Consider the following 21,645-nt stretch of genomic DNA (forward strand, 5'->3'; position numbering starts at 1 on the left):
TTAAAATCCGGAAATCAGTTCGCGCAATTCCTTCGCGATCACGGCCTGATATTCCGTTCCCTCCCCGTAAGCCTGGCCCATCGCCTTGCGGACCTCCGCGATTTTGGCCTCATAGTCCGGAGCCTCGCGGTCCGGGTTCTCTCTCTTGAAATTATTCATCAGCGACTGCACATGCTGCGGCCGCGGACCCCAGTGTCCAAGCACATGTCCGCCCGTATCCGCAATAATGACGATCGGCACCGCACGTCCGCCCATGGTCAGATAATCGTCCATCACATCCTGATTTTCTTCCAGAATGAGTACTTCTGTCCGGATTCCCGCCGTCTCCAGGATGTGGAATACGGCAGGCACATTGCGGACGACGTCGCCGCACCAGTCGGCGGCCAGGATAAGCGAGCGCAGATCGTCGCGGTGGTTAAGGCTTTCAAAAAACTCCCGGTCGCTCTCGTCCTGCCAGGAAAAAGCCTCATACCAGGATTCAAACGCCTGCTGGTTCTTGGTCATGCCCTCCACGAATTGACGGGGCGACAGTCCCTGTCCGAATTTGGAGGCGAGATTTTGCTTCATGCCGCATTACCTCTTTTCTTTTTGGATTGAAGCCACTTGAACAGAAAATAAACCACGATCAGCGCAATCGCGCCGATGATGATTTCATGCGTATACGCGGCGGCTGTTTCATCAATATTCTCCCAATTTTCACCCAGAGTCATGCCGAGATAAACAAACAAAACGCTCCAGGGAATGACGGCCAGCGTCGTCAGCATAATAAACCGCCAGATCGGCATACGCGAAATCCCCGCCGGAACGGAAATGGCATGCCGTACAACCGGAATAAAGCGGGCCGTAAAAATAACGCCGGTGCCGTACTTCTCAAACCAGGCTTCCGCGTGATCGATGTGGTGCTTTTTGATTAAAATGTATTTGCCGTACCGCTCGAGCACCGGCCTTCCGCCGTAACGGCCAATCCAGTACACGAAAATCTGGGCCACTACCCCGCCAATCGTACCGAAGAGAACGGCCCCGAAAAAATTAATTTCTCCCAAATGAACCAGATAACCGCCGTAGGCCAGGACGATCTCGCTTGGGATGACTTCAATCATAAGCCCAATCATAATACCGATGTACCCCAAACTTTGAATCCATTCAAACAGCTGCGAGACCACATCTGAAATGACGTGCAACTTTGGTTCCTCCCTCCCGTTTTTGCTGAATGCCGTCAGTGCGCCCTATGTATAACCCGGACCCTTGCCCGCATTCTTGTCTATGCAGTAGGTTTCTATGAGCCTATTCTAGCATAGTGACGCTTGCGACTTCTAGTTTGGCCGGCGGGAATGGAACTTCTGTCATTGACATGATGGATTGTCCTAAACTATTATATATTTAAACAATTATCTAAATATCGAAAGGTCGCCGATAACATGAATGAATCCTTCAAAGCGCTGGCCGACCCTACCCGCCGGCAAATCATCCGTCTGCTGCGCGACAAAGACCGGACCGCAGGGGAAATCGCGGAATTTTTCAACATGTCCAAACCGAGCATTTCCCACCATCTGAACGCGCTTAAAACTGCGGGACTCGTGCAGGACGAGAGGCAGGGCCAGTTTATCCGCTATACGCTGAACACCACTGTTCTGGATGAGGTGCTGAGCTGGCTGCTGGAGCTGACAGACGGCACCCGGGACAAAAAAGGGAACACAAAAAAGCAGGAAATTTCAAAATCGGCGGACTCGGATGACGACACTCCCGCCCACTCTTAGGAGGATGAAGAGATGGAAAATTTCAAATGGAAATGGCAGGACACTTTGGCCGTTGCGGCGGGTCTGATTACAGTCGGCTTTGCTCTGGTCAATTATAACCGTCTGCCTGCACAGCTCCCGGCCCATATTGGTGCATCAGGAGAGTTCGATGAATTTTGGAAAAAGAGCTCGGTCATTCTGCTGTTTGGCGGTCTTGGAGTGCTGCTGCCGGTATTGATGCAGATTACGCGTTCCCTTGATCCAAAAAAAGAGCGTTACACCAAATTCGAGAATGCCCATGCGATGATCCGGCTGGCCGTGTCCCTGATCTTCGACTCCGCGCTTGCTGTTTCCGTATTATACGGGCTCGGCATCTCCCTGCAAGGCTCCAGAGTCGCCATTATCGTGCTCGGAGCGGCGCTGCTCGTCATCGGCAATTATTTGCCGCAGGTGAAGGACAACTACTTCCTCGGCGTGAAGACGCCCTGGACGCTGGCCAGTCCGGAAGTGTGGCGCAGGACCCACCGTCTCGCCGGTGCGCTCTGGTCTGTGGCAGGCCTCGTTATCATTATCAGCACATTTCTTCCGGAAAAATGGTTCACCTATACCATGATCTTCGCGCTGCTGATTGCCGTCGTGATCCCGTGTGTATACTCGTGGGCGGATTACCGTCGTCTAAAAGCATAGGCGCCCTCCCCCCTGCCGTTCCCCTTCAGCCCTGAGGCTTCCCGCTTCAGGGCTTCCGTTTGTTCGTAAAGAGCGCGGGCCCCCGCTGTAAAACGAAAATTCCGGTCATTATGTCCGGCGTTTCCCGCTGTTTCACCCGCAAGCCAAACATACTGCCTCAGCAGCTCTTCTCCCATTTCCGCGCAGCGCAGCGCATTTTTCGCGTCTCCCTCAGCCAGATAACGCTCTCCCTTCACCAGCATTAAGCTTGCAGCTTCCGTTCGTTTAACGGAATTAAACACATCCAGCCGCTGTCCCCGGACCAGCCAGTACAAGGCTTCCTCCGGAGTCCCTACTTCCGAGACGGCTTCGGCCATGGCCCAGGTTAATGCAGGGTTTATCGGCGAATAGCGCAGGCCTGCCGCTAATATCTCCTCCCTCTCCTCCGGCTCAACAAAAGTAGATAGGGCCAAGGCGCTCTTCGGAGACAACGGGTTCCAGGCAAGCGACCGTTCCAGCAGTGAAATCGCCTCCGGCGCCTGGAGCGCCGATGACGCCGCGCGGTACAGCGCCTCGCTCCGGTAAGCGCGGAAAGACAGGAGGGTGAGCGCAAGCATCAGGACGCAGATTCCGGTGGCCGCCAGCTTTCGGACAAGCAGGTACAGGTTATGGCAGCCGTCTTTCCTGCCGGCGGAAACATGTTCCACAGTCAGATACTCCGAGGCTAAGTATTCAGCAGGTAAAGAATCTCCAAGCCGATGCTTCGAGATGAAAGATTTACCCGGTAAATATTTCATTGGCAAAAGATTCGAGGCTAAAGATTTACCTCGTAAATGATTCGCAGGCTGAGGCTTCGTGGTTGAAAGCGTTCTGGACCGGCGCCAGGCATGGAGAAGCTTTGCAGGGAGCAGCTTTGCCGGAAAAACCGCTGCCGGCCGAGTTAATGCGGATAGACGCCGGCAGGAATGACCGTAGGCAGTGACAGCATCAGCCCGGGCCAGCGCGGGCAGCCAGAACAGCAGCAGCCCAAACAGGCTGTAGCTCCAGTCGAAATCGACGGCGCCATGCAGGACGATAACCAGAAACGGGGACAAGAGCCGCCGGGAATGGGCGCTGATCAGCCATCCCGCCGCCGCGAGGCTTACGGCGGCAGCCGCTGTCCCGATGACTCCGGTGTTCAGGAGGAGATCGAGGTATCCGCTGTGCACCTGGCTGCCTACATAGGGGCGGGACTGGATAGCGAGCCAGGCGCTGCGCCAGGTCTCCCCGCCTTGGCCCAGCCAGGGCGCCTTCGCCGCGAACCGCAAGGCGTCGCGGTACATCAGCCCGCGCGCGGCGACCGTCGAGGACGGTCCCATTCCCCGCGCGCTCGCAAGCGCCAGGACGGCGGCTCCGCATGCCGTCCAGCCCAGCGCCGCCAGCACCAGCGCGGCGGCGCGTCCCCGGCCGGCCGCATACTGCGCGCGGCGGCCCAGCCACAGGCCGGCGGCCAGTGCGCCGGCCCAGAGCCCGGCCAGCAGCGGCAGGCCGGGCCAGGGAGCCGCGGGCAGGGCGGCCAGCCCGCGGCAGAGCAGCGCCGCCGCCGCGAGGGGGGCGGCGCCGGCGGCAAGCAGCGGCAGGGCGAGGCGCCGCTGCAAGGGCAGGGCGGCGGCCGCGGCGCAGGCCGCCGCCAGCCACGCGCCGCGCGACTCGCTGAGGAGCAGCGCGGCGGCGTACGGGAACAGCGGCGCCAGGCGAAGCAGCTCGCCGCGAAGTGGCCTGTTGGCCGGTGTGCCGCGGCCAACAGGCGCCAGATGGGTCGGCAGCGTCTCTCCGCCCCGCCCGCTGAAGCCCGGGCGGCCACTACCGGTCCGACCCGAAGGGAGGCCTTCCCCGGCCCGTGCCTTCCGGGCAAGCCCCTCGCCTCTCCGGGAAGAAAGCACAGCGCCTCCGGCTTCGCTCTTCCGTCCGAACCGCTCGGTGCTCGAATCGGTGTACCCTTGAGCAGCCGCGAACAGACGCTCCAGCAGAAATACCGCCATCGCCGCGCCGAAGGCGTTCGGATACTGCAGCAGCCCGCCGAGCCTTGCACCCGAGGTGCTGACTTCGGGCGAAGCGCTGTGCAATACTGCGTACGGGATCGGCAGCGCCCCGAAGAAGGCCAGCAGTCCGCTCCAGCATAACACCATGCCCGCCGCATGGCCATGCCGCCCGGAGGATACGGGCGGCGCTGACACTGGATGCGGCCGTCCATACCAGGATGGCGAAGCTTGCGTAGCCGCTCCAGCGCAGCAGCTCGTTCATCGTGCCCTGCGCGGATAAAGGACCTCTGATCCAGGCGGCCGCGTACAGAATGATCATCGCAGAGGGCCCGCCCAGCATCACAGCCGTGGTCCAAAGCTCTTTCCTTGTCCGCCCGCTTCCTCGTTCCTTTGAGGGACTGCCCGGAATTTTCGGCTCCGCCACCGGCAGCCCGCCAGTATGGCCGGAATACACTCCGCCGCGTATCTCCCCCAGAAAGCAGGCTGGCCGCGGCGGCTCCGCACAGCAAGAACCATATAGTTAGAACAGGATACCCATCCTCGGAGAAAAACAGTCCCCGCTTCAGACAGGCGGCTGCAACAAGCCCAGCCGCCATCACCGCGCAAAGGTCTCTCAACTCTAACTTCACAGCGCGCCCATTGTACCCGCCGCTTTTTCGCATCGCCCTGTCTCCCAAATGATTAATTAGCATCATTCTTACCGGTTTTTCCCGGAGGGAAACCTTTTTGATCCGGTGCAGGCCCTACGCCAGAAAATAAGCAGGAAAAACTCCATCTTATTCAAGGGGAAAACCTATATTTCAGAGATAAACGGGAATTCTGGACCTCTGTCAAGAAAGTGGACACCCTTTAGCTTGCTTTTCTCTTATTGAACCGAGCAGCAAAGCGAATCGGTGACAGGTACCCTAGTGCACCATGGATTCGTTTGCGGTTATAAAAAAACTCAATGTATCGGTAGATCTCATCGTAGGCCTGCTGTTTCGTTCTAAATCGCTTGCAGTAAATGAGCTCCTTTTTCAGGATGCTATGGAAAGATTCCATGCAAGCATTATCGTAGCAGTTTCCTTTGCGGCTCATGCTGGTGATCATACGGTAAGTCTTGAGCTGTTTTCGGTAATCTTCGGACGCGTACTGGCTTCCTCGATCCGAATGGTGGATCAGTCCTTTTTTAGGTCTCTTGGCAAGGTGGGCATCCTTTAGGGCGCCCAGGACGAGATCGGTGTTCATCCGGTCGCTCAGACGCCAGCCTACGATCTCACGGGTGCATAAGTCCAGCACACTGGCTAGATACAGGCGGCCTTCCCGGCATGGAATATACGTAATGTCGGCTACCCATACTTTATTGGGTTTCTCCACGTGAAACTGCTGGTTCAGGAGGTTTGGAGCGATCGGCAAATCATGATTGGAGTCGGTGGTTTGAACCTTGAAGGTACGGCTGACACAGGCACGGAATCCGAGTTCTTGCATGTATAGGCCGACGGTACGTTCGGTGACGGTTTCGCCTTCCTGGCGCAAAAGATGTGCAATCTTGGGCGCACCATAACGCTGCTGTGAATCGTTGAAATGATACGTGATCCGCTTTAACAGCCGCACCNTGCGCCGCACTCGCTCGCTGGGTTTTCGGCTGCGCCAGGTGTAGTAGCCGCTCCGGGAGACACCTAGTGCTTTGCACATCTTCTCCAAAGGGAACTCGGAGCGATGATCTTCCACAAACTGAAATCTCAGTTCTTTGGTTTGCTGAAGATGTGCACTGCTTTTTTTACGATGGCCAGTTCCTCCTCCGCATCGGCAGCACGTTGCTGGCTTTCGTGAAGTTCACGTTCTTTTTCTTTCAGCAGCTGCTCCAGTTCGCGGACTCGATCCAGGCTGGCGATAGGCTCGTTCTTAAACTCGCGGTATTTCGCCTTCCAGGCATACAGGGTCTTCACAGGAATATTCAGCTCCAGAGCGATGTCCTCTACCGACTTCGTTTGCTCCTGCAGGTACTTTACCGTTTGTTTCTTGAACTCTTCGTTATACTGTTTCCGTGGTTCACTCATGTGAACACCTCCTTAGATAACTCTATTATCTTTTTCTCTTAACGAGGTGTCCACTTTTTATACTAGCTCTATTCCTCCCTTTTATTTGGACTAATACCTCGTACATCTCCATTTCCTCCGGAATAAGCGGGAGAAATTCCATTTCACCCCTGGAAAGGAACTGATTTGTTGAAATTGGAGGGGGGTTTTTCCCTTTTAATTTCCAAGGACGCCGGTTTCCCATAGGCGCTATTTATTATTGGAGGAAAAAGACAGTCCAAGCTTCCGCTTCGGATTGCGCCAAGTGATGGAGACATGTAATAGCAGCCGAATAGCCTTTTTATCTGCAAGAACTCTTGCAATCGTTGGTAGGGAACCGCTGGCCGCAGCAAAAAACGGGAGCCCTCCTATTCGGAAGACTGCCCGTTTCATAACCAGTTATTGGCTGATCGGCGGATATGATTTTTCGCCGATTTCAATTGCTCCTTGACTCGGCTTCCCCCGGAAGCAGATCGGCGCATGCGCGCTCCAGATATGGCTTCGCGCCCAAAAAATCCCGAAACGCCGCATATTCGCGCCATTTGGCGCCGCTGTCTCCGCTGCCGCTTTTGACGGCGCGGATCAAAATATTTTTGGGCGTATGCTCCATGTCGATAAATTCGAGCAGCTGGGTGCGGTAGCCCATCAGGTCCAGCAGCTTCGCCCGGATCGCGTCGGTCGCAAGCGCCGAGAAGCGCTCCTTGAGAATGCCGTGCGACAGCAGCGGCTCCATGATTTCATTGTCTATCTGGGCGAACAGCTCGTGCTGGCAGCAGGGAACCGATAGGATGACGGAGGCGCCCCAGCGGACCGCTTTTTCCAGCGCCGCATCGGTCGCGGTATCGCAGGCATGCAGCGTGACGACCATATCGACCCGGTCCAGCTCGTTGTAATCGGCAATGTCGCCGACAAGAAAACGAAGCTTGTCATAGCCCAGCTTGACCGCAAGAGCGCTGCAATGCGCAATGACATCGGCTTTAAGATCGAGTCCGACAATGCTCAGCTCCCGTTTTTCCCGGATGGCCAAATAGTGATACAGCGCAAACGTCAGATACGATTTGCCGCAGCCGAAATCGACGATCGTCAGCGGCCTGCCCTGCGGCAGGGAAGTCAGCACGTCCTCGACCATCTCAAGGAACCGGTTGATCTGGCGGAACTTGTCGTATTTCTTGGCGAGCACTTTGCCGCTGTCGCTCATAATGCCAAGCTCGATCAGAAACGGCACCGGCTCACCCTCCTCCAGCACATATTGCTTGCGCCGGTTATGGGAGAGGTCGGCGACCGCTTTTTTCGTTGGCGGTTTGGTGAGGACCGTCGCTTTTTGCTTTTTGCTGATCAGCACCTGGTAATCCGCTTCCGCCGTACAGAGCAGTCCCTGCCGGAAAGTATCGCCCAGGAGCGATGACAGCTCATCCGCCGCGGATTCCGCGGGCATATTCCGGTGCTCCACCTGAGTGCCGGTATAGTAGGCAAACTGGTAATGCAGTCCGTTTTTGAGCTGCACGGGCTTGACGCCTACTTTGGTATACGTGGCGCCTTCCTTTTTGCGAAGCTGGCTCAGGGTTCCCGTAATCAGGGTACGGTCTTCAATTATGCGTTCAATGAGAGTATTCAGGGATTCCACAATCATAACCCGCTTTCAAATAATAAAATGGAGACAAAGTCGTCTTGGCGGCAAATACTTGATTCCTCCATGGATTTCCGCTAGGGACGGGCATGGAACAATCCGCTGACCACTGTCACGGCCTGCCCGGTCAGAAAGACCTTGTCTTCGCTTAGTTTCAGCTTGAGTACGCCGCCTCGGCGGGAGGCCTGATAAGCGGTCAGCTCCAGGCGCTTCAGCCTCTCCGCCCAGAAAGGGGTCAGAGCCGTATGCGCGGAGCCGGTTACCGGGTCCTCGTTCACGCCGATGCCCGGGGCAAAGAAACGGGAGACAAAGTCAATGCCCTCCCCGCCTCCATCGGCGGTTACCGCAACGGCGCGGGGCGGCAGGCTCTTCAGCGCGGCAAAATCCGGGCTAAGGCTCCTTACCGTAGATTCGTCCCGGAGGCGGACCAGCGCGTTATCGGCATAGAAAAATACTTCCTTAATATCTCCCTCTTCCGCTCCCAGCGCGGCGGCCAGCCCCGGAATCGGCTCTGCGGGGATCAGCTCGTAGGCGGGGAAGCAAAGCGTAATTCCACCTTCACTCTGCTCCGCCGTAAGCAGGCCGCTCAGCGTATGGAATTCCGCCCGCTTGTCGCGCGGAAGGCGTCCGGTCTCCCAGAGGGTATGGGCGCTTGCGAGCGTGGCATGCCCGCACAGCTTCACCTCGGCCGCCGGGGTAAACCAGCGCAGCCGGTACCCTCCGTTCTCCGGCCACAGAAACGCCGTTTCCGACAGATTCATTTCAGCAGCCGTCCGCGCCATGAACTCTTCGGAAGCCGGCTGTTCCAGCAGACAGACCGCGGCCGGATTGCCTCCAAAAGCATGCTCGGTAAAAGCATCGACGATATAAATGGGAACGCTCATTATACACCCGTCTCCTTTGTCTGCCGGTTTAATTCGAGCCATTCCTGCCGGCCCTGTCTGACTTCTTCCAAAGGAAGATTGCCCCGTTCCAGCTCACCGGGATCTTGCTCAAGCAGTCGGTCATACAGCTCCTCGCCTTCCTTCGCGGTCGCCTCCCCATGCTCCATCAGACGGTACAGCGAATCCTCAGCCTTGCCGTAGCGCCCGATAGATTCCATATAGGACATAAGCAGACGCTCGGTCTTTGCCGGAAGACGGTAAGCCTCCACATCCCGCAAACAATCATCAATCTCCTGCGGCAATCCCAGCAGCTCGCGGTCGGCGCCGTGAAGCGCAGCGTACAGGTAAAGGTGCAGTGCCTTCATCAGCCGGGGCAGCGTTTCGGGAAGATTGCCGGCAGATGCGTATATGCTTCCTTCTTCATACAGCAAGCGGGCCATCCCTTGAAGTTTGTCGGCCTCTATTCCTCCGCCAAGGCGGAATATCTCGATAATATCCTCCACGGACAGCGAATTCAGCAGCCGGGAGTTCAACCGGAAATGCTTGTTCAGCAGCTCGTCTACTTCCCATAACGCTTCAGTAGTCTTGCGCTCCTGTTTCAGAGTGAATACTTTGGCGATCATTCCCGTCATATCTTCAATCATCCGGACGATGTAATCCCTACGGAACATCTCTTTCGCCTCCTCCGCAGCATAGGTTCACGCCCTATCTTAAACCATTCCTCTGCGTAATTCCACCGCGCTGCCCGCCTAGTGGCGATAGTCCGGTTCCGGAAGCTGTAAATGAATGCTATAACCATTCCTTGTAAATCCGATGATTGACATTACGGTCCAGCTTCCATTAATCTGTAATCAAGATTGATCTGGATTCCAGATCGTACTGTTAACCAGATCAAAAATGGCAGGAGGCTCAACCTATGCGCAATAACTTGGTACCCGGCAAGCCGGAATCTGCCCTGCCCATCTCCGGCGAACAGGAGAAGCTGCTGCAGAGCGCGCTTCGCATTAAGATCATGCACGCGCTCGCAGGCGATCCCCTGACCTCGAAGCAGGTGGCCGAGAAATTGGGCAAGACGCCCGGCAATATTCATTACCATATTCAAAAGCTGTTCGAAGGCGGACTGCTGGAGCTTGTGCGGACGGAAGCCGCAGGCGGAATTATGCAGAAGTTCTACCGATCCAAGGCGACCTGGTTCCGCTCCCCGAGCTTCAGCGGGTTCGGATTCCGCAAGGAGGATACCGTAGAGCACTTCACAACAAGACTCAGCTTGTCCGAGGAGGAGCTGGCTCTTTTCCGGCAGGAGGTCATGCAGCTCATTGGTCAATGGGAAGCCAAAGCGACTCATGGCGAGGAGTACGGGGTTGAAATGATCATCGGACAGCTCCTTCCCCCTTCCGGTGACGGGAATGGAAACGGAGGTGACCAGCCATGATGCCTCTTGAATCGGAAAAAGCCAAACCTTCGGCATCCAGTCCGCTGCGGAGGTTTGCGGCGCCTTTTGCGCAGTCGCGGGCATTTCCTTTTTTATGGCTCGGCCATCTGATTTCTTTCCTGGGCAGCTCGATTACGATGGTCATTCTGCCGGTGCTTGTCTATTCGCTGACCGGATCCTCGGCCACCATGGGCATTGTCATGGCCGTGTATATGCTGCCCAATGTGCTGATGCTCCCTTTTGCCGGACATATTGTCGATCGGGTTGACCGGGTCAAAATCATGTTGGTAGCGGATATTCTGCGGTTCCTGATCATGGCCGCAACAGCCTTTCTGGCGCTTATGCATCTGCTGAGTATCCCCCTTCTACTCGTACTGGTGGGCGGCTACGGGTTGCTGGACGGCCTGTTTCAGCCCGCCTACGCCGCCGTCCGCGCTTCCGTGTTCACGCCGGACATCCGTATCGCCGCCAACTCCTTGTCCCAAGTGACGACTCAGGCGGCGCGTCTGATCGGCCCTGCGCTGGGCGGTCTGCTCATTACGCATTGGTCGGCGGGCTTGGGCTTCGGCATCGACGCTTTCACCTACCTGATCTCCATGGTCTGTATGCTGTATTTGCGGAAGGCGCTCGGGGGCCGGTCCCGGCTTGGCGAAACGGCGATCCGCCGCTCCGTTCACTGGAAGGAGGACTTCAAGGAAGGCCTCGCGATTTTGCGCGGTCATCCGTGGCTGTGGATTACGATTCTGGCTTTTTGTTTTATTAACATCTGCTTCACCGGGGTAACGAGCGTGCTGATTCCCTGGCTGTTCAAGGTGCATCACAGCTGGGAGCCTTATCTGTACGGGCTTGCCGTAACCTTTTCGGGGGTGGGCGCCATTATTGCGGGCCTGCTGCTCGGCATGAGAAGCCAGTGGAACCATCGGGGGCTTATCGCTTACGGCGGCGCCCTGATCAGCGGACTCGCACTGCTCTCGCTCAGCTTTGCGCAGACCGCAGGAGCCGCAATCGCGCTGTTCGCCCTGGAGGGCTTCGGCATCATGCTCTTTTCGATGATCTGGGAAATCAGCCTGCAGGATCTGGTGCCCCAGGAAGCGTTCGGACGCGTGGCGAGTCTGGATATGATGGGCTCCTTCGCGCTGCTGCCGGTTGGCTTTATTGTGGTGGGCTGGACGGCCGATTGGATCGGAGGGATCCCGACCATCGCCATCTTCTCCGGGCTTGGCATAGCCGCCATTCTTCTGGTACTGTGCATTCCTTCCATCCGGCGGTTCCAGTGACAGGGGAGCGGTTATCCGGGGCGGATACAGGGATTCGATGTATCGCATAATAACCCGGGCGGGATTGGGAGCGAGCCTTAGGTCAAACCAATCAGCGGGTACATAAGAAGAAACGGCTTCGCCGTCCTCTGGAAGAGGAAGGCATCCGTTTCTCGTAAAAATATCAGGTTAAGGATAGGCGCGAAGCTTATACTATCTGATATTTCGAAAAAGAGGGCATGCGCCCTCTTTTAGTTATTTTACCAATACGGCGGCAAAATCCTTGATCACATCGGCAAGCTGCTCGGGTTCCTCAAACAGGCTCATATGGCCGGCCCGGACAATGACAACCTTCGTTACGTTCGGTGTATCTGCCGTAAAAGTCTTCTCCAGCGGGACAAGGCCGTCCTTCTCTCCTCCCACAAGCAGCACCGGCAGCCCGCTTGCCGAGATTACATCGCGCCGGTCGGGACGTTTCCGCATGGCTAAAGCGGCTCCCACCGCGCCCTGAGGCGGCGTCTTATAGCCGATTTCCCGGGCCCGCTGCAGCAGCGCTGGCGAGGACTTCACCGTCTCGGGCGCAAACAGTCCGGGCACGAACCCGTCCACAAAGTCCGTAATGCCTTTCGACTGGATGGCAGCAACAGCCTGGAGCCGCTTCTCCTTCGCTTCATCGCTGTCCGGATAGCCCGTGGAGTGGATCAGGCCGAAGGCATTGAGGCGCGACGCATATCGCTGCGCGAACGAAAGGGTGACATAACCGCCAAGCGAATGGCCCAGCAGCGTAACTTTGGGGATGTCCAGCGCATCCAACAGAGTTAGAACGTCATCGGCCATTTGTTCAATGGTATAGGCGCCAAGCGGCGCATCGGAAGAACCGTGCCCGCGGAGATCGGGGGCAATAACACGGTAGCTTCCCTGCAAAATCGGAATGACCTTCTCCCAATATTCCGAGCTGCCGCAGAAACCGTGAAGCAGAACAAGGACTTCACCCTGTCCTTGATCGCTGTAACATATAGGAATTCCTTCACAACGCACCGTTTCCATGACAGCATCCTTCTTTCTTCTTATATGTACCTGACCGGTAATCTTTATTTAAGCTAAACGGGCAGGATTGAAACGCCTTCAACGGGAGATTCCGAAGCCCTCGGCCGCCGCCGCGGCAATCGTTCCGGCCATGCCCATCACCCGGTGCAGCGGCGTTGTCTGAAGCGTCCGGTACGGCTTCGGTCCGTTCGCGTCCACGACGGCGGCCAAGCTGTAATGGCCTACTGCCGGGAGAAGCCCTCCTACCGACTTGGCTGGATGCAGCGGTTCCATCGAAACGAAATAATGACCGACGGCCGCGAGCGGACCAAGGCAGGCGTCAATGGCAATAACGACATGCTCCAAGGGAATTTCAGCAATTCTCTCCGTCAGGTTATTCGCATCACAGGGAGATGGCAGCGTGCCGACCACGTGGGGAAATCCGTATTCGAGCAGCCGGCTTCCCGTAAGCGGACCGAGCGAATCTCCGGTGGACCGGTCGGTACCGACGCACAGGAAGGTCACTTCGCCCGGTGTATGCCGTTCGCGGATTTCGCGAAAAAAAGCCGTCAGGCCGTCGGCAGCCATCTTTCTTTTTCCGCCCCCGGGCCCTTGTTCCCTGATTGCCATGCCCTGCATTCCCCCTCGTTCTTAAACTTTGGTTCCATCCATTTTACATGAAATTAATTTCGGGGACAAAATATAGTGTCTGCGGCGCCAATCGTGGTAAAATACATAGATTAATGCAAAAGAAAGGATGAACGAGAACATCATGGATTTGACGAAGCCGACAGAGGGCAATATTGAATATATGATCGAAGGCATCAAGACCAAGCTGAAAATGGCCAGCGCCGCCGCGATGCAGTCTTCCGCCTTCTCGCTGGACAAATATGAAGATATCCGGGACATCTACGAAGTCGTTATGGACAGCGACCGGCTCAGCATTGCTCAGGTGGAGGCTCTCGTCTCCGAACTGGGACGCCTGCGGAAGTAGGAGCCTTTGATAAGGGAACAGGCCCCCTGTGATCGATCCGTGCAAACGGGGTTCGATGACAGGGGGCCTGTTTTTTACGTGTCGACCTTAAATATTCCGGTCCTGTTGTCAAGGCAAATCGATTAAAATAAGCTCCGCGCCGCCGCTGCTCATTCCCTTAATCTTCAGCTCGCAGCATTTGCGGATACGGGCCGCATCGCCGGGCCTCAATTGGAAATGGCCGTCGGAGCAGCTGATTTCCGCATGTCCATCGATCAGGAACACATAGGTCCGCCGTTCCTCCCTCTGCGGATGGATGATCTCTCTGCCGGTCTCAAGTGTAGCCAAATAGACGACGGCATTCTCATGTATGGTCAGTGCGCCGTCGGCTCCATTCCCGGCAGCTACCGGAAGGAGGGTGTTCCGTCTTGAATCCGGCGGAAAATACTTGGCGTCCCACTTGGGCGGAAGCCCCGCCCGATTCGGCAGCAGCCAAATCTGCAGGAAACGGACATTCTCCGTCCCGGACGGATTCGTCTCCGAATGGCTGATTCCCGTTCCCGCGCTCATCACCTGAACCGAGCCCGCCTGAAGATCGGCCTTGTTGCCAAGGTCATCCTCATGCCGCAGCGTCCCCGATACGACATACGTAATGATTTCCAGGTCATGATGGGGATGCCTGTGCATGCCTTTCCCCGGCTTAAGCTCATTATCGTTATGGGCCAGCAGACAGCCGAAATGGGCGTTGCTTGGGTCGTCATAATCGGCAAAAGAAAAGCTGAATTCGCTGTGTATCCACTCTCTATTTGAAGTATGCCTTTCCGCGGAAGTCACCACTTTAATCATAATTACGCACCTCCAAAGATGTAGGAAGCTCCCCTCGCCCTTCGGCAAAGGCAAACCTTTGAATCTAGTAAATAGGCGCTTTAATTATGTATTTTTTACCCTTTCCGCGTCAGGCTCAATCACGCTTCCCTTTAGATAAGCTCAAGCTTGAACACCGTTTCCGCGCGGCCCACATGCATGCCCTCGTCATTCACAATTTCATTTGGGAAGGCGGCCTCCAGCTTGCTTATCGTCGCCCGGTTGCTGTACCCGATCTGCTCCAGAATGCTGCGAACAATGAGCCCCCACTCTTCCTCGGAGCCGTCCAGAATTTTAAAGGCAAATCCGAGACGCTCGCTCCGCAGCCCGAAGCAGTATACGCCCTTGAATCCGCCCTTGGCTACAATATTGTCGTCCTCCAGCAGCAGGGAATCGAGCCGCCCGTAACCGGCCACCATTTCCGGATGGGCATGCATGGACGAGGTAATCTGCTTAACGGCTTCTCTCGTCGCGATATCTTCGATCAGCTCGGGGCAGGAGAGCTTTAAATAAGCATGGGCCAGCGCGGTCAGAGGCAGCGCGAACACCGGCAGTCCGCAGCCGTCCGTTCCCAGGCTGATGTCTTTGGGGGACAGGCCCGCCATATAGGCGACTGTCCGGAGAACCTCCTGCTGAACCGGATGGTCCGGCTGCGCATAGCTTTCCAGCGGCAGCGCTTTGGATTTGCTGTAAGACAGCAGACCCAGGTGCTTGCCGGAGCAGTTATGGTACAGCTTCCGCTTGCCCACGCTGCGGATGGCTTCCTCGCGGCTGCCCTCGTCAAGCGGATAGCTGGAAGCGCAGATCATGCAGCTTTCCGTGATGCCTGTCTTGGCCGAGATGCTCTCGAGCGCCTGAAGATGGTAATCCTCGCCGCGGTGCGAAGCGGTCATCAGGGCGACTTCGGCCGCGCTCAGACCGTACTTGCCGGCAATTCCGCCGCGGATGCCCGGGATCGCCTGCAGCGGCTTCGCCGAAGAACGGGTGAAGGACACAAAGCCGGGGTCCCCCGAGTAGCCTTTTAGCACCCCGTTCTCCCCCACCATTGCAATATGCCCGCTGTGGGCGCATTCCATCAGATTGGCCCGATACTCTTTTACCAAAACCGTCTCCATGCTGGTCTCTCCTCTTTCTCTATATGGTTTCCTATTATTAGTGAATCGAATTGAGCGTTTATGAATGCATCATTTTGAAAGAACTATATAATCTAGCATCGAAAAGACGCCGTTTGTAAAGGTTCAAAAAGAACGGTTTACTCTATATATTAGCGCCTATACACTCCGTTTCCTCCGTTATCCTTCACCAATCTTTCCCGTACGCTTCCGCTGTTTCAGCGCATACACCCAAGTTTATATACGAAGTAAGATGAACTCATCGTACTACCGATTTCCAGGGCAAAGGAGGCGATCGTATGTGGGGGATCATCATCAGTATCATAATGGCAATCGTTATCGGCATTATCGGTGACGCTATCGCCGGAGGCGATATGCCCGGCGGGATCATCGGTTCGATGATTGCCGGATTTATCGGCGCTTGGGTCGGAGCGTACTTATTCGGCAGTTTTGGCCCCGTGGTCGGTAATTTCGCCGTCATTCCGGCAATTATCGGTACGGCGCTGTTTATATTCCTGCTGGGTTTGATTTCCAGACTACTGCGACGCGCCGCCTGATTTAAGATTTACATTATTCTAATGAGGAGTGATTGTGATGAATAAAGCAGAAACAGAATATCCGGTACAGAGCGGCGGGACCTTTGCAAAAGGCATCTTAATCGGCGGCCTGCTCGGTGCGGCTGCGGCTCTCCTCTTTGCGCCCAAGCCGGGACGCGAAATACGGAGTGATCTGTCTGATAAGCTGAGCCTGGCGACTGATAAAACGAAAGAGCTTTCGGGAAAGGTCAGCGACAAGACCAAATCCATTGCTGCAACGGTTGGCGGAAAGGCGTCGGATCTGGCCAGCACCGTCTCGTCCAAAGCTTCCGATATCCTGTCTAGTGTCAGCGACAGCAAGAAGCAAATTGCCGCAACCTTGCAGGAAACCGGCAAAGATGTAGCCGATACCGTCAGCTCCGCTTCCGCAGAGGTAAGCGAAGATGTCAAGGAGGCTTCCGAGGATATCTCGAAGGAAGCAAAGGACGCCTCGGATGAGGTCAAAGCTTCCTATTAATCGACCTCTTATTAAGAAATGCGCGCATTTTAATAGTTTGACCATTTAAAGGCGCGGCCTGCTTCAAGCTTTCACTTTATCTTTACTCCGCCAACAGCCAGCTGCGATCAGCTGGCTGTTGGCATGTATAGCGCCTCATTTCATGAACCGGAAGCGACGGCTTCCAATTCAAATAAAGCCGGTACGGCTGGAAGAAAGCAGGGGACTTTATGGGAAATCTGACTGGAAGAACGAAAACCTACGAAGTGGATGACCACCCGTTTGAACTCCGCCATGAAGTGAAGCGGCTGAATGCCCGGCTGGACAAAATCGCCGATTCGCTCGAGAAATCGGAATTCAAGGATATTCTGGAGAATTATACCGATCCCAAAAAGCGGATCATTACGAACCTCATGGCCGGTATTTCCCGCGGTCTGGGGCTGTCGCTCGGCACTTTCATCATTCTCGGTATTCTGGGCTACATTATTAGCCTGTTCGTCAATGTGCCGGTCATCGGCGAGTATCTGGCCGAGATCAAGAAATATATTGACGCCAACAGCTAAAGCGTCCGTGCCGCATACTCAGCCCGCCTGAGGCCTCCCCACACTAATAAAGGGTATGTGCCTCCTTCTTGGGAGAAACACATACCCTTAATTAGTGAGGTTAGCAGCTTGTCCATTCATATCAGTAAGAAGAATTGGACATAATCTGCTTCAGCTTCTCAGTCGCGCGCTTCTGAATACGCGAAACGCTCATCTGCGATACACCCAGCTTCTGAGCGATTGCCCGCTGGGACTGTCCTTCCTGGAAGGCCAGCAGCAGCACCTTCTGCTCTTGCTCCTTCAGCTGTCCAAGCGCCTGCTGAAGGTCCATGCGGCGCTCTACGGTGTCGTAGTCGTTCGCATCCGAGCTGATCAATTCGCCCAGCGTAGCGCCAGTCTCCTCTTGAGACAGCGGAGAATCGAGAGAAACGTAATGGTAGCATTCCCTGCCTGCGAGCACTTCGACCGTTTCCTCCACCGACAGATCCAGGTAGTTGGCGATTTCGCCCACGTCCGGAGAACGCTCCAGCTTGACGGTCAGTTCATCAATCGCCTGCTGAACCAATGCACCTTTTTCCTTGATGCGTCTCGGAACCTGTATGTACCAGGATTTATCGCGGAGAAAATTCTTCATATGCCCGATCATGCTCTTCATGGCATACGGCTCGAAAGGAATACCTAAACTGATATCGTACTGCTGCAGAAGACGGATGAGAGCCATCTGGCCAACCTGATACAGGTCTTCATACAAGTCGGGGCGGTTGCGGGCGATCTTGCCTGCAGCCATTTTGACCATAGGTTCATATTTATGGATTAATGCGGTGGCAATATCATTATCCTTGGTCTGCTGATATTCCCAAATGAGAGAAACGGATTCGTCCATGGACTCTGGGGGAGTCACTTTATCATTCATACTCTCTCCTCGCTGAGATGTAGTCTTTTGGTCAATGTTACGACCGTCCCCTTCCCCGACTCGCTTATTACGTTTACCTCATCCATAAGCGCCTGCATCAGATAGAAGCCCAGACCCCCGACCTGAACATCGCTCAGTTCCTTGTCATGCAGGGTGATGCGTTCTCTGGATGCCACATTGTCAAAGCTCTCCCCCTCATCTTTGACAGTAATGGACAAAGCGTCGGCGCCTACTTCAAAGATCACATCGACAAATCCATCCTCCTGATCATAGGCGTAAAGAACGGAATTGTTGCAAGCTTCGGAAACGGCTACCTTCATATCTTCAATATCCTCGTACGAAAAACCCATCTTCGAAGCGATTCCGTACAAGTTGAGTCTGACAATATCGACATATTCCGCGCTGGCCGGCAATTGAAGTATCACTTTTTGTATATCATCACTCATTCTACGTTCGGTCCTTTCCTAGTGGGAATTCTCTTGGGAGGCAAAAAATTTGGCGATCCCTGTCATATCAAACAGCTTCTGAATTTGCGGCGGCACTTCCTCCACGGTGAATTTGACATCCATCCCGTGTCTTGCCTTGAGGATCGACAAGAGAATTCCGATTCCCGTACTGTCAATATACTTCAATTCTTTCATATTAATGACAAGATCAAGCGCTGTATCTCCCACAAGCGGCTCCATAATCAGCCGGAAATCGGGAGCAACCGACAAATCCAGCTCTCCGCTTAAGTAGACTGTGCAGACACTGCCTTCGGTCTTGGTCGTAGCATGAAACTTCTCACTCTTATTTGTATTCATAGACATTCTCTCCTGATAAATGTTTTCTTTACCAATAACCCTTAAGGCATGGTTTTGAAACAAAAAAATCGGTCTTCATTCCCTGGTAACCGCTGGATCAGGCGGGATTATACGTGGTATCCCGGTCGTGATCCAGGCTCTCCTCGCCGGAATAGCGGGATATAATCTGTTTGATACTGCTCAGCTTGAGCGGCTTGCTGATATAATCGTTCATGCCGGCGGCCAGGCAGCGGTTCTGAATGCCGTCCATGACATTGGCCGTCATGGCGATAATAACGGGAGATCCGAATTCCCGCTTGTGTCTCCGGCGAATCTCCCGCGTAGCCGCAAGTCCGTCCATTCGGGGCATCTGGAGGTCCATAAATATCAGCTTGTACGGACGGGACAGCGCCATGTCCGCCGCTTGACGGCCGTCCTCGGCTACGTCCGCCTTCACGCCCAGTTTCTCCAGCATGCTGATCATCAGCCTCTGATTGATGGGATGATCTTCGACGATAAGCACTTTGCCTTCCCCTTCGCCTTTGCTTTCCTTGCGAAGCGGGACTTCGGTCTCTTTCTTCTCCGGCTGGCTGCCTCCGCCCGGGTCATCCTCCGGGAGTCCCGCCACAATCGTGAACACGAAGGCGGCTCCCTTCTCTTCCATGTATTCCACCCGGATTTCGCCCCCCATCATGCCTACCAGCGATTTGCAGATGGCAAGGCCAAGGCCGGTGCCTCCATACTTCCGGGTCATCGATGAATCAAGCTGGGAGAAGGGCTGAAACAGACGGTCGCGCTTATCCGGCGAGATACCGATACCGGTATCCTTGACCGTAAATTCGACAACAATCTCGTTATTTCCTCTCTTTGTGCCGGAAACGACTAAATAAACCCCGCCCTGATTGGTGAACTTGACCGCATTCGACACCAGATTCATGAGCACCTGGCGAAGGCGGGCCATATCCCCGTACAGCACCTCCGGCAGCGTGTGGTCGATAAAATAGGCCAGCTCCAGATTCTTCTTACCCGCTTCGGCCGAGAACAGGCTGAAGACCTCCTGAATGCAGGTCCGCAGCTCAAACAGCTGGACTTCCATTTCCATTTTGCCGGATTCCATCTTTGTGAAATCTAATATATCGTTAATGACGGTGACTAGCGTGTCCGCGCTCCTGCGGATGATTTCCGCGTACTCCTGCTGCTCCTTCGTAAGCGGGGTTTCCATCAGCAGATCGATCATCCCTACGACCCCGTTCATCGGTGTTCGTATTTCATGGCTCATCATGGCCAAAAATTCGGTCTTTGCCCTTGCGGCGCTTTCCGCCTCTTCCTTCGCATTGATCAGCTCCTGGTTGATCCGCTCCAATTCCTGCGTCTTCTGCTGCAGCAGCATCGACTGGGTCTGGTGCTTCTTGGTCGTCAGAAACATGTCGACAAAGGCTTCGATCTTCGATTTCAGAATTTGCGGGATAAACGGTTTAACCATATAGTCAATGGCCCCGGCTGAATATCCGGCGAACAGATGCTCCGCTTCCTTGCTGTTGGCCGAAATAAAAATAATCGGAATCTCCTTCGTCTTGTCCCTTGATTTGATCAGCTTCGCGGTCTCAATCCCGTCCATTCCCGGCATCTGAACATCAAGAACGATAACGGCGAATTCATGCCTCAGCAGGCATCTGAGCGCCTCTTCCCCGGAGTTTGCCTTAACCAGTTTGTATTGCTGGCTTTCAAGGACCGCCTCAAGCGCCAGCAAGTTTTCCGGACGGTCGTCTACCAGCAGGATATGAATCGGTTCTTGAACCCCCATAAGCCCCTCCTAAAGACGTCATTTGGCTTTACGATAGATTTTCTCCACTCGGTCCAGGGGTTCGTAGCAATCGCTGTACCCGGTAAAATGAATGGATTCCTTCGCTCCGAGGACCAACACACCGAACCGGCTGAGGCTCTCGCAGAACAATCCGTGGACATGATCCCGAAGCTCATCGTTAAAGTAAATCATTACATTTCGACAAAATATGACATTAAATTCATTGAATGAAGTATCGGTCGCCAGGTTATGCTCGGCAAAAATAATATTTTTGCGCAAGTCAGGCTGAAAGATGACCGAATTGTATTTCGCCGTATAATACTTGGAGAAGGCATGCTTCCCGCCCGCCTCCAGGTAGTTTTTGGTATACTGCTTCATCTTGCTAATTTCGTAGACGCCTTCCTTGGCCTGCTGAAGCGAACGGTTATTCATATCCGTGGCGTAAATGCGCGCCTTCTCGTACAGGCCCTCCTCCTGGAGCAGGATCGCCATGGAGTAGACCTCTTCTCCCGTGGAGCAGCCGGCATGCCAGATACGGATATACGGGTAGGTCCTCAGGAGAGGAACGACCTTCTGGCGAAACGTCAGAAACAGGCCGGGGTCCCGAAACATTTCCGTAACCGGTATGGAAAGGCTGTAGATGAGCCGCTCAAAGCAGGTCCGGTCATGAAGCACCTTCTCCTGCAGCGCGGAGATGCTGGGAAGGTTCTCCGCATGAACATGATGCCAGATACGCCTCTTGATAGAAGACAGCGCGTAATTCCTGAAATCATATCCATACAGGCGGTGTATGCCGGTGAGCAGCAGCTCGATTTCAATATTTTCCAACTCATTCTTGTTAGGCCCTGCAAGGGACAGTTCGTCGCTTCCTTGTTCTGTTGCTGCCATAGTTATCCCGGCTCCCTTGCGATCGCCGTC

25 protein-coding genes are annotated in these 21,645 nt (G+C 55.0%); 8 read left to right on the top strand and 17 right to left on the bottom strand.

Going from position 1 to position 21,645, the window contains the following annotated elements:
* Both PSAB_RS20780 and uptA read right to left on the bottom strand, forming a co-directional pair.
* Nucleotides 1-567 carry a thioredoxin family protein gene (locus PSAB_RS20780; RefSeq protein ID WP_025336495.1) on the bottom strand — a complete coding sequence of 189 codons (567 nt, stop codon included), beginning with the start codon at nt 565-567 and terminating at the stop codon, nt 1-3.
* On the bottom strand, nt 564-1,181 hold the full coding sequence (gene uptA / locus PSAB_RS20785; protein ID WP_025336496.1) for an undecaprenyl phosphate transporter UptA: 618 nt from the start codon (nt 1,179-1,181) through the stop codon (nt 564-566). Before uptA ends, PSAB_RS20780 begins: the two co-directional genes overlap by 4 nt.
* Before the next feature lie 237 nt (nt 1,182-1,418).
* On the opposite strand from uptA, the gene PSAB_RS20790 reads away from it, so the two are divergent.
* Entirely contained in the window at nt 1,419-1,757 is a 339-nt protein-coding gene (locus tag PSAB_RS20790) for an autorepressor SdpR family transcription factor (RefSeq protein WP_025336497.1), read from the top strand.
* 12 nt (nt 1,758-1,769) lie between these two features.
* On the top strand, nt 1,770-2,423 hold the full coding sequence (locus PSAB_RS20795) for an SdpI family protein (RefSeq protein WP_025336498.1): 654 nt from the start codon (nt 1,770-1,772) through the stop codon (nt 2,421-2,423).
* On the opposite strand, the gene PSAB_RS24755 is transcribed toward PSAB_RS20795, so the two are convergent.
* The 6 genes from PSAB_RS24755 to PSAB_RS20830 form a co-directional block, all read right to left on the bottom strand.
* Complete coding sequence (locus PSAB_RS24755) at nt 2,402-4,618, bottom strand: O-antigen ligase family protein (protein WP_025336499.1); 2,217 nt, start codon at nt 4,616-4,618, stop codon at nt 2,402-2,404. The two genes, PSAB_RS20795 and PSAB_RS24755, sit on opposite strands and share 22 nt — an antisense overlap.
* Nucleotides 4,619-5,272: 654 nt before the next feature.
* Complete coding sequence (locus PSAB_RS20810; RefSeq protein WP_264370884.1) at nt 5,273-6,133, bottom strand: IS3 family transposase; 861 nt, start codon at nt 6,131-6,133, stop codon at nt 5,273-5,275.
* An 11-nt stretch (nt 6,134-6,144) separates the two neighbouring features.
* Nucleotides 6,145-6,462 carry a transposase gene (locus tag PSAB_RS26255; RefSeq protein ID WP_025332950.1) on the bottom strand — a complete coding sequence of 106 codons (318 nt, stop codon included), beginning with the start codon at nt 6,460-6,462 and terminating at the stop codon, nt 6,145-6,147.
* A gap of 454 nt (nt 6,463-6,916) precedes the next feature.
* Entirely contained in the window at nt 6,917-8,110 is a 1,194-nt protein-coding gene (locus tag PSAB_RS20820; protein ID WP_038596164.1) for a class I SAM-dependent methyltransferase, read from the bottom strand.
* Between the two features lie 74 nt (nt 8,111-8,184).
* On the bottom strand, nt 8,185-8,991 hold the full coding sequence (locus PSAB_RS20825; RefSeq protein WP_025336503.1) for a PhzF family phenazine biosynthesis protein: 807 nt from the start codon (nt 8,989-8,991) through the stop codon (nt 8,185-8,187).
* Nucleotides 8,991-9,662 carry a DUF6483 family protein gene (locus PSAB_RS20830; protein ID WP_025336504.1) on the bottom strand — a complete coding sequence of 224 codons (672 nt, stop codon included), beginning with the start codon at nt 9,660-9,662 and terminating at the stop codon, nt 8,991-8,993. The genes PSAB_RS20825 and PSAB_RS20830 overlap by 1 nt, the downstream gene beginning before the upstream one ends.
* 245 nt (nt 9,663-9,907) lie before the next feature.
* Here PSAB_RS20830 and PSAB_RS20835 point away from each other — a divergent pair, with 245 nt between their 5' ends.
* Both PSAB_RS20835 and PSAB_RS20840 read left to right on the top strand, forming a co-directional pair.
* On the top strand, nt 9,908-10,423 hold the full coding sequence (locus PSAB_RS20835; RefSeq protein ID WP_025336505.1) for an ArsR/SmtB family transcription factor: 516 nt from the start codon (nt 9,908-9,910) through the stop codon (nt 10,421-10,423).
* Nucleotides 10,423-11,700 (top strand): MFS transporter, encoded by a 1,278-nt coding sequence (locus tag PSAB_RS20840; protein ID WP_264370910.1) that lies wholly within the window; start codon nt 10,423-10,425, stop codon nt 11,698-11,700. The genes PSAB_RS20835 and PSAB_RS20840 overlap by 1 nt, the downstream gene beginning before the upstream one ends.
* 234 nt (nt 11,701-11,934) lie before the next feature.
* Here PSAB_RS20840 and PSAB_RS20845 read toward each other — a convergent pair whose 3' ends face one another.
* Nucleotides 11,935-12,726 carry an alpha/beta fold hydrolase gene (locus tag PSAB_RS20845; RefSeq protein WP_025336507.1) on the bottom strand — a complete coding sequence of 264 codons (792 nt, stop codon included), beginning with the start codon at nt 12,724-12,726 and terminating at the stop codon, nt 11,935-11,937.
* Nucleotides 12,727-12,804: 78 nt separating this feature from the next.
* Nucleotides 12,805-13,335: a spore protease YyaC gene (gene yyaC, locus PSAB_RS20850; protein ID WP_025336508.1), complete on the bottom strand. Its 531-nt coding sequence runs from the start codon at nt 13,333-13,335 to the stop codon at nt 12,805-12,807.
* Between the two features lie 142 nt (nt 13,336-13,477).
* On the opposite strand from yyaC, the gene PSAB_RS20855 reads away from it, so the two are divergent.
* Entirely contained in the window at nt 13,478-13,699 is a 222-nt protein-coding gene (locus PSAB_RS20855; RefSeq protein WP_025336509.1) for a DUF1128 domain-containing protein, read from the top strand.
* Between the two features lie 108 nt (nt 13,700-13,807).
* Here PSAB_RS20855 and PSAB_RS20860 read toward each other — a convergent pair whose 3' ends face one another.
* A complete protein-coding gene (locus PSAB_RS20860) occupies nt 13,808-14,524 on the bottom strand; it encodes a pirin family protein (protein WP_025336510.1) in 717 nt (238 codons plus the stop codon).
* 131 nt (nt 14,525-14,655) lie between these two features.
* Entirely contained in the window at nt 14,656-15,657 is a 1,002-nt protein-coding gene (locus PSAB_RS20865) for an asparaginase (protein WP_025336511.1), read from the bottom strand.
* A 296-nt stretch (nt 15,658-15,953) separates the two neighbouring features.
* Between PSAB_RS20865 and PSAB_RS20870 the strand changes: the two genes are divergently transcribed.
* From PSAB_RS20870 to PSAB_RS20880, 3 genes are all read left to right on the top strand, one after another.
* Complete coding sequence (locus PSAB_RS20870) at nt 15,954-16,211, top strand: GlsB/YeaQ/YmgE family stress response membrane protein (protein ID WP_025336512.1); 258 nt, start codon at nt 15,954-15,956, stop codon at nt 16,209-16,211.
* A gap of 37 nt (nt 16,212-16,248) precedes the next feature.
* Nucleotides 16,249-16,707 (top strand): YtxH domain-containing protein, encoded by a 459-nt coding sequence (locus PSAB_RS20875; RefSeq protein WP_025336513.1) that lies wholly within the window; start codon nt 16,249-16,251, stop codon nt 16,705-16,707.
* A 209-nt stretch (nt 16,708-16,916) separates the two neighbouring features.
* The gene (locus PSAB_RS20880; RefSeq protein WP_025336514.1) at nt 16,917-17,249 is read left to right on the top strand and encodes a DUF5665 domain-containing protein; all 333 of its coding nucleotides are present in this window, start codon (nt 16,917-16,919) and stop codon (nt 17,247-17,249) included.
* A gap of 121 nt (nt 17,250-17,370) precedes the next feature.
* Here PSAB_RS20880 and PSAB_RS20885 read toward each other — a convergent pair whose 3' ends face one another.
* The 5 genes from PSAB_RS20885 to PSAB_RS20905 form a co-directional block, all read right to left on the bottom strand.
* Nucleotides 17,371-18,141, bottom strand: a complete 771-nt coding sequence (locus PSAB_RS20885; RefSeq protein ID WP_025336515.1) for a sigma-70 family RNA polymerase sigma factor — start codon at nt 18,139-18,141, stop codon at nt 17,371-17,373.
* Nucleotides 18,138-18,587: an anti-sigma B factor RsbW gene (gene rsbW / locus PSAB_RS20890; RefSeq protein WP_025336516.1), complete on the bottom strand. Its 450-nt coding sequence runs from the start codon at nt 18,585-18,587 to the stop codon at nt 18,138-18,140. Before rsbW ends, PSAB_RS20885 begins: the two co-directional genes overlap by 4 nt.
* 18 nt (nt 18,588-18,605) lie before the next feature.
* Nucleotides 18,606-18,944, bottom strand: coding sequence for an STAS domain-containing protein (locus PSAB_RS20895; RefSeq protein ID WP_025336517.1), 339 nt, complete (start codon nt 18,942-18,944; stop codon nt 18,606-18,608).
* A gap of 97 nt (nt 18,945-19,041) precedes the next feature.
* Entirely contained in the window at nt 19,042-20,727 is a 1,686-nt protein-coding gene (locus tag PSAB_RS20900) for a response regulator (RefSeq protein ID WP_025336518.1), read from the bottom strand.
* Between the two features lie 18 nt (nt 20,728-20,745).
* Nucleotides 20,746-21,615: a CheR family methyltransferase gene (locus PSAB_RS20905; protein WP_025336519.1), complete on the bottom strand. Its 870-nt coding sequence runs from the start codon at nt 21,613-21,615 to the stop codon at nt 20,746-20,748.
* Between the last annotated feature and the right edge of the window lie 30 nt (nt 21,616-21,645).

It is taken from the genome of Paenibacillus sabinae T27, from assembly GCF_000612505.1.
GTDB lineage: Bacteria > Bacillota > Bacilli > Paenibacillales > Paenibacillaceae > Paenibacillus_AQ > Paenibacillus_AQ sabinae.